Origin of the sequence: Massilimicrobiota sp. An105 (genome assembly GCF_002161155.1) — a bacterium.
In the GTDB taxonomy this organism is placed as follows: Bacteria; Bacillota_I; Bacilli_A; order Erysipelotrichales; family Coprobacillaceae; genus Allocoprobacillus; species Allocoprobacillus merdigallinarum.
On sequence record NZ_NFLY01000057.1, the window covers coordinates 1 to 12,304 of the forward strand.

The following is a 12,304-nucleotide window of genomic DNA, read 5'->3' on the forward strand; positions in this document are numbered from 1 at the left end:
TATTGACGTGTTTACTGTTCAGTTTTCAATGTCCCTGTGCCCTCTCGTCGAGTGCTCATCTATAATACCATCTATCCCTTGCCTTTGCAAGTCTTTTTTTTACTTTTTTTCGTTTTTTTGTTTTTTGATGGTTTAATCATCACTTTTTTCTTAGAAAATAAACGTCTTTTCCTTTAAAACATTCAATTTTCTTATTTATAATATAAATTTACTTACAAATTTCCTGACTATCTAAAATAATTGTTACTGGTCCATCATTAATAAGTGAAACTTTCATATCAGCCCCAAATACACCAGTCTGCAACTCAATCCCGTGTTCTTTAATTTTTTCATTAAAATAATCATACAATGGTATAGCATATTCAGGTTTTGCAGCATGAATAAAACTAGGTCTTCTTCCCTTTTTACAATCCGCATACAATGTAAACTGAGAAATAGATAAAATATTCCCATGAACATCTTGCAAAGATAGATTCATTTTCCCATTTTCATCTTCAAAAACGCGTAAGCCAATCATCTTATCAACAATCTTATCGACAATTTCTTTTGTATCATCTTGACAAAAACCTACCAAAACCATAAATCCTTTTTGAATTTGTCCATATACACTCCCATCAATTGTAACACTGCTTTCTTTAACTCTTTGAACGACAACTTTCATTATATCCTCCATTTCCCTGTATCTCCATTAATGAGATACAAACCCTATAATCAAAACCCAATTTTGCATTAATTCAAATCGATTGAGTACATTTTCATATAAAATATTTTTAGTATCAATATCCACAACAAATTTCATTTTCGCATTTTTCACCTATCCTTATACCTTGAAAAATGCTATAATCATTATATCAAAATCATAGAAAAAGGAAAGATTTTATGGCAACAACTTTAGCACATCGTATGCGTCCAACATCTTTAAAAGATGTTCTTGGTCAAAAACATATAGTCGGAGAAAATGCTTTATTTTCTCAATTTGTTAAAAAGAAACATCCTATGTCGACTATTCTTTATGGTCCACCTGGATGCGGAAAGACAACAATTGCATCAGCTCTAGCTAACGATTTAAATATTCCATATCGCCTTTTTAATGCTTCCACTGGAAACAAAAAAGAAATGGATATAATCATTGAAGAAGCAAAACTTTCCGGTGAACTCTTTGTCATTATTGATGAAGTTCATCGTCTGAATAAAGATAAACAAGATCACCTTTTACCCCATATTGAAAATGGATTACTTATTATTGCTGGATGTACAACAGCAAATCCATATCATTCTATCAATCCTGCCATTCGTTCGCGTTGTCAGATAGTAGAAGTTAAACCTTTAAGTCAAGACGATATTATTCTTGGATTAAACCGTGCTTTAACTGCAGAAAATGGTTTGAATAATGCATATCAAGTTGAAGATGGTGTCTTATCATATATTGCTCAATTAAGTAGTGGTGATATTCGTTATGCTTATAACTGCTTAGAAATCAGCACCATTCTTTCTGAGGATTCACTTATTACTTTAGATACTGTTCAAAAATCTTTATTTAAGGCTAATGCTCAATTTGATAAAGATGAAGATCAATATTATGATACATTAAGTGGTTTACAAAAATCTATACGTGGTAGTGACCCTAATGGTGCAATGTACTATCTAGGAAAATTAATAGAAGCTGGTGACATAGAATCTTTAGAAAGAAGAGTTATTACAACAGCATATGAGGATATAGGTTTAGCTAATCCAAATGCCTGCATGCGTACCGTCATCGCTTTTCAGGCAGCTAAAGTTATTGGCTTCCCTGAAGCACGCATTCCTATCGCAAGCGCTATTATTGATTTATGCCTATCACCAAAATCGAAGTCATCTGAAGCGGCTATTGATGCTGCTTTAGCATCTTTAGCTAAACACCCTTATCCAGCACCAAACTATTTACGATTAACACCTGTAGGACTTGAAGAAGATGAAAAATATAATTATAATCGTCCTGAACTTTGGGAATATATTCAATATCTTCCTGACCAAATCAAAAAAGAACAATTTTATATTCCATGGATGACAAGTTCTTATGAAAAAGCACTTGCTGAAAACTATCGTCGTATACTTAAGCACGGAAGAACTCATCACCTTAAAGAACTTAACAAAAAATAAAAACATCTATCGTTTTATCATCAATCAAAACAATAGATGCTTTTTTATTTTCTTAATTTGTATACTTTGCTACTATTTCATTCATCTGAACCCATTTCTTTTCCATATCTGACACCAGTTTTAATTGAGTACGACAACGAACTAAATTATGTGTTGGATATTGAATTTTAAAATAAGTATCACCTTGCAAATAGTCAGTTAAAAAACGCATTCCACATTCAAATGTCATCACTTTTGCCCCAATAGGAAGAGCTTTAATTTCAGATAATGTCAATTTCCCTTGACAACCTTCAAGAAATCCTTTTGTATATATTTCAAATAAATGCATGTCACACTCAACTTTTGATAAATCTTTTTCATCTTCTAAAGCAGTGCTTGCACCAAAACGAATAGAATCACCAAAATCATTAACAACCAAGCCAGGCATCACTGTATCTAAATCAATTATACAAATGCCCTCATGTGTCTTATCATCAATCAAAATATTATTTAATTTTGTATCATTATGAGTTACACGTAATGGAAGTTCCCCGTTTTCTTGCATTTCTGTTAATATATTTGCTATGTCTTCTCTTTGTAAAATAAATTGAATCTCATCTTGCACATCTTTTGCACGATGCATTTTATCTTCTTCTACTGCTGTTTTAAACACTTCAAATCTAGCTTTTGTATTATGAAAATCAGCAATTGTTTCATGTAAAGTGCTCGCAGGATAATCACTCAGTAAGTTTTGAAACTTTCCAAAAGCTAAACCACTTTGATAAAAGTCTTCTTCTGTTCTAACTTCATCATAACCCGTTGCCCCAACAATAAAATGATAAGCGCGCCAATAATCACCATCACTATCTTTACAATACGGTTTTCCATCTTTTGCCAAAATAACAGTAAGTGTTTCTCTTTCTGGATCTCCACCATTCTCAATAATTTTTTTTCTTAAAAACGCTGTAACATTTAAAATATTTTCCATTAATTGTTCAGGATTTATAAAAATTTTTGTATTCATGCGTTGTAAAATAACAGGAACAATGCCCATATGTTTTATTTTAAATTTAACTAAATAAGTATCATTAATATGTCCACTACCAAATGGTTCTATTGTAAATAATTCGCCTGAAAAATCAAATTGATTTATGACTTCTTTTACTTTCAAATGATTATTCATCATAAATACCCCACAACTTTTGAGGATATAAGCCCTGCTTTTTCATACGTTGAATCGCTTCTTCCACAACTGGCTTATCAGCTTTATATGTGACACCATACCATTTAGCAGGTGATTTTAAAACTTGTACAGTTGCCTTTTTTTCCTGCAATAATCTACTCACAACATCAGGAATAAAATATTCACATTTCAATGGGTTATCTTTTAAATTCTGATCTAAAAATGTTGGAAATCCCTGAGCAATTTCTTCAATGATTTTTTGACTAAATCCCCATAAATTCATAGAAACAATTGTTCCTTTAGGCACTGCAAACCATTGGTCATCCTCCTGATACATTGCACCATTTAAATCAGCTTTAATTTTTGTGCGCTCAGTAATGCTACATAAATAATTTTGTTCATCAACTTCACAAATTCCTCGTGCTACTGTCCCATTTTCAGTCAGCGTATTTTCAATACAGTAACCTACCATAGCCAAACGATACAATTCATCATCTTGATGACCAGCCAAATAATTATAAATCATTTGAAAAGATTCAAAGCCATAGTAATCATCCGCATTGATCACTGCAAAAGGTCCATGAATCCATTGACGACAACAATAAAGTGCATGTGCTGTTCCCCATGGTTTATAACGTCCATCAGGCACCTGATACCCTTCTGGCAAATCATCAATCTGTTGAAAAGCATAATGAACATGCATTATATTTTCTATACGTTTACCAATCGTATTTTTGAAAATGTCTTCATTTTCTTTTTTAATGACAAAAACAACTGTATCAAATCCTGCTCTTTTGGCATCAAAAAGAGAAAAGTCAATAATAATATGTCCATCTTGGTCAACAGGATCTATTTGTTTCAATCCACCATATCTACTTCCCAATCCTGCAGCCATAATGACAAGAACTGGTTTTTCCATGTATTATTCTCCTCTCTTAAATTTCTACCCATCTTAATTCCATTGGTTCTAAATCTAATGTTTCTACTTTTTCACCATGAATATATAAATCCGTTGATAGTGAATCTGTTGTATTGTTAATAACAGCTATTTTTCCTACTTTTTCAAAAGCAGCGACTTCTGTATTCACATTACTTACATAAAATTTCTTCATTTCACTCTCTTTACCAGCAGCCCAATAAATAGCACGTAATAATAAACGACAATTTTGTGGTGAATAAGGCAATCCAGCAAAATAGACACTTCGTCCTTTTCCGTAAATATTAGTAACGAGCTGTGCATAACCATGATGTTGACTCAAAATTTGATAATTTTCACCATGAGCATAAATTCCATCCATTCCTTCTCCAAAATCAATTTCTTCATCAATATCTTCTAATAGGAAATGATTTGAATTCACTTGATTATATTTGTCATGACTCAAAGTAAAACCAACTTCTTTATCAACACCTAAAACATCACTCAATTGGAAAAATTGTCCCTGATATTGATAAGCTGTTGGATCACCGACACCGATAAATCCACCACCTTGATCTACCCATTTTCTAATACGTGTAACAACTTCTTCATCAATCCAATTCTCAGCTCCTGACCATGAAGTATATTGTGCTCCTGCATTAATAATAACTTTATATTGATCTAATGCACCCTTTTTTACATCTTCAAAATTAATAAATTCAATATCAATTGGCATACCACTTAAACATTCAATAATTCCTACATAAGAATAAATTTCTCGATACCAAATTGAGTGATGAACTTGATTATTCATCCATTTTCTACATGCTCCCCAGCAATTTAAAATAGCGACCTTAAATGGAGATACATATGCTTGAGTTCCCTGAATAGTCTGATGAATTTCTCTAAATTCATCTACAACATGTTTAATTGTATCAATAAATCCAGGCCATTCTAACGCCAGCTTTAAATATCCTCCATAACCAATACGATCTAATGGACTACGTAAAATAGCACGACGTGCTTTCAGCCAATTATTATGAGCTTCTCCAATAGGATCGCCACCTTCACAGAAAACATCTGGGAAAAAGTATGGAAGTAAACGTCCTTCAGTGTATTTAACACCTTTAATATCCGAAATCATCCTCATCGTTACTCCATCACCTACAGAGCCTACAACAGCATCAAGTCCTATTGATTCAAAATAAGGACCATATGGTTCTGTCCCAATCCAATGATCTCCTAAAAACATCATAGCTTCTTTTCCATAACTATGAACAATATCTACAAGTTCTTTAGCCAGTTGACAAACTTCCTGCTGTTGAAACTCAATAAAATCCTTAAATTCTTTTGATGGAACTCTAAACAATGAATTATGATATCCCTGATCAACAATAAATTCAGGTCTAAATTTATATCCTGCCCATTTTTCAAATTTTCTTAAAATATAAGGTGAAACACTAGCACTATACCCAAACCATTCAACAAATTTTTCTCTTTTTTGTTCATCAAAAGTTAAAGTAAATTGATGGAAAAAAGTTGTAAAACGAATAACATCAACTTGAGGATGATCTTCACAGAATTTTTTCAATTTCTCTTTTACATATTTTTGTGTTTTCGGTTGTCTCACATCATATGTCAATTGATGTGGGGCATCTTTCCAGTCATTTGTTATAAAATTATACATATGAACAGGATCCCAAATTAAAAATGCTAAAAAACTGACTGTATATACATGATATGGGATTGTTTGTATTGTAACAGTTCCTTGATCTTGATCGTATTCCCAACAATCAGGTGAAATAACTTCTCCTGTCGTACGATCAATAACTTCCCACCAAACTTTTGGGTCATCAATAAAATTAGGCTTTAACTGTTCAGTATGGAATCCTTTCATTAAAGTAATTGTTAAAGATGACTGTTTTGCTGTATAACGATCTGTTATAAGATACTCTTGTTGAATTTCTTCAGGATTCGCAAGTGCCCATTCATTATCTTTTCTTGTTGTATAATAAGTAGCATAAACCTTTGCATCCATATCCAACAATTCTTGTGGCATTTGCGTTCCATCACAATCTCTAATTGCATCAGCTCCTAGACTTTCTTTAAGTGCTATTGTTTCATCAATAACATCTAAATCAGTAGGGAGTGTAAGTCGTCCATAATTTTTCATGATTCTTTTTCTCCATTTTCTAATATATTTAATTCACTCTCTTTATCAAAGAAATGTGCTTTATTCATCAAATATGTAAATGATCCCTGATCCCCAGTTCTTAAAGCGGTACTTCCAAAAACTTTCACCACAAATGGCTGATTATCTTTTGTCATATGAATATAGCTTTCTGCACCCATTAATTCTACAACATCTATTTCACTTTGAAATGATGATTCAGGATGTGACATGATATAATGAGGATGTGTTGATATATCTTCTGGACGAATGCCCATTGTGACAACCTTACCTATATATCCTTTTTCTTTTAATATTGTTCCTTTATCTTCAGGAATTTCCAAACTGATATCTGAAAGTTCAATATACATTTTGCCTTCTCTTTCAACGATTTTTCCATCTCTAAAATTCATTTGCGGACTTCCAATAAATCCAGCCACAAATTTATTAATTGGATGTTCATATAAAAATGTTGGGGCTGCAACCTGTTGAATGCGACCATCTTTCATAACAACAATTCTTGTTCCCATTGTCATCGCTTCAGTTTGATCATGTGTGACATAAATAAAAGTTGTTCCTAATTGTTGATAAATTTTTAAAATTTCAACTCTCATCTGTACTCTTAATTTTGCATCAAGATTGCTTAATGGTTCATCCATTAAAAAGACTTTTGGTTCACGAACAATTGCTCTTCCCAATGCTACACGCTGTCTTTGTCCACCAGATAATGCTTTTGGTTTTCGATCTAGATATTGTTCGATATCAATCGCTTTTGCTACTGCTCTTACACGTCTATCTATTTCATCCTTAGGAACTTTTGCAATTTTTAATCCAAATGCTATATTATCATAAACAGTCATATGAGGGTATAATGCATAAGACTGAAACACCATTGCTATATCACGATTTTTAGGTGCTACATCATTCATCAATTGACCATCAATATAAAGTTCTCCAGAAGAAATATCTTCTAATCCTGCAATCATTCTTAATGTTGTAGATTTTCCACATCCAGATGGTCCTACAAAAACAATAAATTCTTTATCGGCAATATCTAAGTTAAAATCAAAAACCGCCTGTACCTGATTATCATATATTTTATCAATATGTTTTAAAGATAGTGTTGCCATATAATTCCTCCTACTTATATTTTTTATTGTACATATACAGCAAGATCAATAGTCCTGCTAAACCAATCAACTCTAAAACTAAACCTGTATATCCCACCAGACTTTGACCATAACAGACTAAAACAAAGGAAACAACAAAACAAACAATTGCGATAATATTTTTTGTTATTTGACTCATACTTTCACACCTCTAATCTTTTAATCCGCCAAGCGTCATACCTTGCGTTAATTTCTTTTGAACTAAGATATATAATATTAATGTAGGCAACATGACAATCACAAGACCCGCATATAATTGTCCATAATTGGCAGCCGCCATCTGTCCTTTAGATAAAGTGACTAAACCTACTGGTAAAGTTTTTGAAGCCCCAGGCATTAATGTTAAAGCGATGATATATTCATTCCAAAAAGCTAAAAAGTTAAATAGAATAACAGTAATAATACTTGGTTTAGCCATTGGAGCCATAACTTTAATTAAAGTTTTAAAATAACCACATCCATCAATAAATGCTGCTTCTTCATAAGCTTTTGGTAATGTTTTAAAATAACCACTTAATAAATAGATAGTAAATGGTAAAGCTGTAGAAGCATAAACAACTGCTAAAACAAATATGTTATCCAAAAAGAAAGTTTGACCAAATAAATTATAAATCACATCATCCCAATCTAATAACATCAAGAAAATAGGCACCACAATATAGTTAACATTAATAAAAAGTCCTGCCATAAATAAAGTATTAATAATTTTCTTACCAGCAAAGTCAAATCTTGCTAGAACATAAGAAGCCGGTAAAGCAATGATAACCAGTAAAATTAAACCTAATGCTGTTACGATCACAGAATTCAATAAATATTCAGCCATATGTGCTTTTTCAAAAGCATCAATAAAGTTTTGAAAATAAAAACTCATTGGTAACGTCCATGGACTCCCTTGAAACTCTGCATTTGTTTTTAATGAAGAAACAAACACCCAGGCAACAGGAACAATAATAGAAATAGCCAAAGAAATCAATGCTACATAGACAAATATTTTATATAACTTTTCTATACTCATTTTTTTCATATGTCTACCTCCCTAGTATTCCAATTCATCACGTTCAGTTATCTTATTAATCGTAGCACTTAATAAGAAAGAAAATAAGAATGTTACAGCCCCAATGGCCATACCATATCCATAACTTGCATTATTGTATGCTTGATCGTAAAGATAGAATAATAAAACACGACTTGCTCCATCTGGTCCTCCAGTTGTCATAACTTGCACAAGTAAAAAACTCAAGTTAATTGTACTAATAACGAAAAATGTTAATGTTGTACGAATATTTGTCCAAATCAAAGGAAGCGTAATCATAAAGAATTGTTTGATTTTACCACATCCATCCAATTCAGCAGCTTCATAATAATGGGCTGGAATAGATGACATACTTGCCATATACATAACCATATAATAACCTATAGCCTGCCATATTAAAGCAAAAGCAATGGAATACATAACAATAGACTGATTACCTAAAAATTGGACACCAATCCAACCATCTCCATGAAACAGACTCAGAAAGCTATTCAATAATCCATTTGTTGAAGGGTCGTAGATAGCACTAAAAATAGCCCCAATAACGACAATAGATAATATATTAGGAATATAGAAAATAACCCTAAAGAAATTCTGACCTTTCAATTTCTCTCTTACCAAAATGGCAGCAAATAAAATGGCTAAAGCAAGAGTAAAAACTGTCACAACGACAATGACAAATATTGTATTTTGGAACGCACGAATAAAATTCATATCTTGAAATAAAATGACAAAATTATTAATTCCGACAAATTCTTTGATGTCTGAAAATCCACCCCATTTTAATGTCGACATTAAAAAGACATTGATTGTAGGATAAATCATAAATATAGCAAATAAAATAACTGCTGGAGCAAGACATAAAATCACAAAACGTCTTTTTTCCTTAGTTTTATTCATAAAATACCTCCTTTAAAAGGTAGGCGATTTTCCCACCGCCTACCTTCTATATTTTTTGACTATTTGTCTGCTTTTGCATTTGCTTCTGCGATTTTTGCAACTGCATCAACAGATTCTTGATACCATTGATCAACAGATTTATCTCCGTTCATTACAGAGTTAACTGATCCAAATAAAATACCAGTTTCACCTGTTAAAGTCACACCTTCAACAGCTTCAGCAGCCATGAATGTTGCACTATTTGTTTTTATACCTTTTTCAGATAATGTATACATAAATGTATCTGATTCAGCTACTCTCTTTTCAGAACCTTTAATAGGAATTAAATATCCTGCTTTATAAACTTCTTTACCATCATCATTCTTTTTCATTGCTTCTTCATCTAAAGCACCATATTTATAGAATAAGTCTGCTGCTTCATCACTATAACAATAAGCTAAGAATTGTAATGCAAGATCTTTGTTTTCAGCTTTTTCAGGAACATACATTTGTTCAACAAAGTTTGTTGAATAAGAATCTCCACCAGCTTTAGCAGCTGGAATTCCAGTCATACCCCATTCGAAACCTTCAGGTGTCGTTGCTGCCATTTCACCAGGTAACCAAGTTCCATTAGGAATAAATAATGCATCTCCATCAATAACGGCTTGTTGATTTTTAACAAAATTATCACCATTAGCATTTGCTACTGTTGTAGGTAATGTATAATCTTTTAATTTTCCAACAATTTCAAATGCTTCTTTAACTTCAGGAAGTTTCCATGCTTCTGTATCATAAGCAATTAATTTAGCATAAACTTCAGGGCCAGCAGTTGCATTTAATAAAGAAGTAAAGAACGCATCAAAATATCCAGCAGTTGGATAAGTAAATAAGTAAATTCCTTCTTTCTTTGCTTTTTCTCCTAATTCAAACATTCCATCCCAATCAGTTGGTACTTCCCAACCTTTTTCTTTAAATAATCCAGCATTATAAAATAATCCACAAGGTGCATTATTAAGTGGTGCTAAACGTAAAGTTCCATCACCATAAGGATCAGCAGTTGCTCCTTCAACAAATGATGTTAAAACTTTATCTTTCACTTTCACGTCTTCACCTGGAACTGTTTCATCCAATAACGCAGAAATATCAGCAATTTGTTTTTCTTTAATAAGTGTATCAGTTAATCCCCCAGTTGCTCCAACACTTAAGTAAATAATATCAGGAACATCTTTTCCAGAAGTCATTTTTGGTCTTAAAACATCACTAATTTTTTTATCAAATGTAGATTCTACTTTAACACCTGTTTTTTCTTCAAACTTTTTAATAACTTCTTCCCAACCTTTTGTTCCATAACCACCATCTAATCCGGCGATTTTTAAAGTTTTACTTTCATTACTAGATGTACTACTATTATTACTGCAGCCTGTAATTAATGTCGCACACATTAATAATGAAAGACCTAAAGATAACATTCTTTTCATTTTCATCTGTTATTTTCCTCCTCCATGATATCTTTCTAATAACAATATATATAAATGTAAGCGTTTTATCTATATCGAAATTGTTTATTTTTTTATATATCTTGCTATTATTTAAAAATGCGATATAATTAAAAAGGAAGCTAAAGAGAGGAATATAATATGAGCAGTAATCGTATCAATATCGTTGATGATCAATTCTTTGACCATAAATCACAATTAATGTATATTTCGCATTCTAAATACGGAAGTGATTGGAAATCTTTAAAACATTTTCACCCTTTTACAGAAATTTTTTTTGTTTTGAATGGAAGAGGCAAATTCACTGTTGAAAATAAAACCTTTCCCATTAAAGAAAATGATCTTATTGTTGTTTCTCCTAATGTGTACCATTATGAGAATTCGCAAGAAGATAAACCTTTGGAATATGTTGTATTAGGTGTAAAAGACTTATTATTTCAAATAGATGAAATCAATCCACATTTTATTTATCAAAACTTTAATAAGGATAGTGGTGATATTCGTTATTATTTTTCGCATCTATTAGTTGAAAGTAAAAATAAAGAAATAGGATATGATACTGTCTGTCAAAAACTATTAGAACTTTTATTACTTAAAATCATTAGAAAGCTCAACATTCAACTTCATTCGCATCAATCTTCATTACCTATAAGACGTGAAATAAAAATGATTTGTCAATATATTGATCAAAATTATGCAAATAATATAACACTTGAATCTCTTGCTCAATATATGAAAATGAATAAATATTACATGTCTCATGAGTTTAAAAAATACATGCATATTTCACCTATTCAATATCTTATTGAACGACGCATTAAAGAATGTCAATCACTTTTAAGAACATCCAGTCTATCTATCTCAGAAATATCTGAAGCAGTTGGATTTTCTTCTCAATCTTATTTTGCGCAAATTTTTAAAAAAACTCTTGGTTTAACACCTCTACAATATCGCCAATCAAATACAAACGATGAAATATTGCATCAAAATGATCATGATAACTTTCTTATTCAATCCATTGAATAAAAGCATAAAACCTTATCATCAACAATCCTATATCAAATACAAACTTAACAATGTACAATTTTATTCTCATAAAATTGTACATTTTTTATCATTTTCATTTTTCAAAAACAAAGAAACTCTATAACATAAGATAGATTTCATGTTTTAAAAAGCTATCTATCAATGCTTACTTTTTCCTTATATCATATTTATCATATAATCTAACCCTAGATAAATGTTGGTAACTATATTTAAAATATATTGATTATATGGTCTTAAATGAAAATTCATTTGTAAAGTCACTATATCTTAGCTCACACATGGAGTTCATGATC

Annotated in this window: 11 protein-coding genes; 2 read left to right on the forward strand and 9 right to left on the reverse strand. The window is 31.5% G+C overall.

The annotated features are described in order from the left end of the window. Positions 1-208: 208 nt before the first annotated feature. Entirely contained in the window at positions 209-661 is a 453-nt protein-coding gene (dtd, locus tag B5E48_RS12155; RefSeq protein WP_087305318.1) for a D-aminoacyl-tRNA deacylase, read from the reverse strand. A 218-nt stretch (positions 662-879) separates the two neighbouring features. Between dtd and B5E48_RS12160 the strand changes: the two genes are divergently transcribed. Beyond that, the gene (locus B5E48_RS12160; RefSeq protein ID WP_087305320.1) at positions 880-2,139 is read left to right on the forward strand and encodes a replication-associated recombination protein A; all 1,260 of its coding nucleotides are present in this window, start codon (positions 880-882) and stop codon (positions 2,137-2,139) included. A 52-nt stretch (positions 2,140-2,191) separates the two neighbouring features. Here B5E48_RS12160 and B5E48_RS12165 read toward each other — a convergent pair whose 3' ends face one another. The 8 genes from B5E48_RS12165 to B5E48_RS12195 are packed head-to-tail and all read right to left on the reverse strand — an operon-like array spanning position 2,192 to position 10,952. Then, positions 2,192-3,301, reverse strand: coding sequence for a phosphotransferase enzyme family protein (locus tag B5E48_RS12165; protein ID WP_087305331.1), 1,110 nt, complete (start codon positions 3,299-3,301; stop codon positions 2,192-2,194). Continuing rightward, positions 3,294-4,220: a nucleotidyltransferase family protein gene (locus tag B5E48_RS12170; protein ID WP_087305322.1), complete on the reverse strand. Its 927-nt coding sequence runs from the start codon at positions 4,218-4,220 to the stop codon at positions 3,294-3,296. Before B5E48_RS12170 ends, B5E48_RS12165 begins: the two co-directional genes overlap by 8 nt. Positions 4,221-4,236: 16 nt before the next feature. Beyond that, the gene (gene gnpA / locus B5E48_RS12175) at positions 4,237-6,390 is read right to left on the reverse strand and encodes a 1,3-beta-galactosyl-N-acetylhexosamine phosphorylase (protein WP_087298163.1); all 2,154 of its coding nucleotides are present in this window, start codon (positions 6,388-6,390) and stop codon (positions 4,237-4,239) included. Next, positions 6,387-7,517: an ABC transporter ATP-binding protein gene (locus tag B5E48_RS12180; RefSeq protein WP_087305324.1), complete on the reverse strand. Its 1,131-nt coding sequence runs from the start codon at positions 7,515-7,517 to the stop codon at positions 6,387-6,389. The genes gnpA and B5E48_RS12180 overlap by 4 nt, the downstream gene beginning before the upstream one ends. 10 nt (positions 7,518-7,527) lie before the next feature. Continuing rightward, a complete protein-coding gene (locus B5E48_RS13740; protein ID WP_164483503.1) occupies positions 7,528-7,695 on the reverse strand; it encodes a DUF6903 family protein in 168 nt (55 codons plus the stop codon). Positions 7,696-7,707: 12 nt separating this feature from the next. Next, positions 7,708-8,580, reverse strand: coding sequence for a carbohydrate ABC transporter permease (locus B5E48_RS12185; RefSeq protein ID WP_087305326.1), 873 nt, complete (start codon positions 8,578-8,580; stop codon positions 7,708-7,710). Between the two features lie 12 nt (positions 8,581-8,592). Next, positions 8,593-9,489, reverse strand: coding sequence for a carbohydrate ABC transporter permease (locus B5E48_RS12190; protein ID WP_087305327.1), 897 nt, complete (start codon positions 9,487-9,489; stop codon positions 8,593-8,595). A 59-nt stretch (positions 9,490-9,548) separates the two neighbouring features. Then, the gene (locus tag B5E48_RS12195; RefSeq protein WP_087244212.1) at positions 9,549-10,952 is read right to left on the reverse strand and encodes a carbohydrate ABC transporter substrate-binding protein; all 1,404 of its coding nucleotides are present in this window, start codon (positions 10,950-10,952) and stop codon (positions 9,549-9,551) included. A 153-nt stretch (positions 10,953-11,105) separates the two neighbouring features. Here B5E48_RS12195 and B5E48_RS12200 point away from each other — a divergent pair, with 153 nt between their 5' ends. After that, positions 11,106-11,990 carry an AraC family transcriptional regulator gene (locus B5E48_RS12200; RefSeq protein ID WP_087305329.1) on the forward strand — a complete coding sequence of 295 codons (885 nt, stop codon included), beginning with the start codon at positions 11,106-11,108 and terminating at the stop codon, positions 11,988-11,990. The last annotated feature ends 314 nt before the right edge of the window (positions 11,991-12,304 follow it).

Excerpts from the sequence above, each read along its gene's own strand:
- dtd (WP_087305318.1), bottom strand. The coding sequence starts at position 661 with ATGAAAGTTGTCGTTCAAAGAGTTAAAGAAAGCAGTGTTACAATTGAT.
- B5E48_RS12160 (WP_087305320.1), top strand. The coding sequence starts at position 880 with ATGGCAACAACTTTAGCACATCGTATGCGTCCAACATCTTTAAAAGAT.
- B5E48_RS12165 (WP_087305331.1), bottom strand. The coding sequence starts at position 3,301 with ATGAATAATCATTTGAAAGTAAAAGAAGTCATAAATCAATTTGATTTT.
- B5E48_RS12170 (WP_087305322.1), bottom strand. The coding sequence starts at position 4,220 with ATGGAAAAACCAGTTCTTGTCATTATGGCTGCAGGATTGGGAAGTAGA.
- gnpA (WP_087298163.1), bottom strand. The coding sequence starts at position 6,390 with ATGAAAAATTATGGACGACTTACACTCCCTACTGATTTAGATGTTATT.
- B5E48_RS12180 (WP_087305324.1), bottom strand. The coding sequence starts at position 7,517 with ATGGCAACACTATCTTTAAAACATATTGATAAAATATATGATAATCAG.
- B5E48_RS13740 (WP_164483503.1), bottom strand. The coding sequence starts at position 7,695 with ATGAGTCAAATAACAAAAAATATTATCGCAATTGTTTGTTTTGTTGTT.
- B5E48_RS12185 (WP_087305326.1), bottom strand. The coding sequence starts at position 8,580 with ATGAAAAAAATGAGTATAGAAAAGTTATATAAAATATTTGTCTATGTA.
- B5E48_RS12190 (WP_087305327.1), bottom strand. The coding sequence starts at position 9,489 with ATGAATAAAACTAAGGAAAAAAGACGTTTTGTGATTTTATGTCTTGCT.
- B5E48_RS12195 (WP_087244212.1), bottom strand. The coding sequence starts at position 10,952 with ATGAAAATGAAAAGAATGTTATCTTTAGGTCTTTCATTATTAATGTGT.
- B5E48_RS12200 (WP_087305329.1), top strand. The coding sequence starts at position 11,106 with ATGAGCAGTAATCGTATCAATATCGTTGATGATCAATTCTTTGACCAT.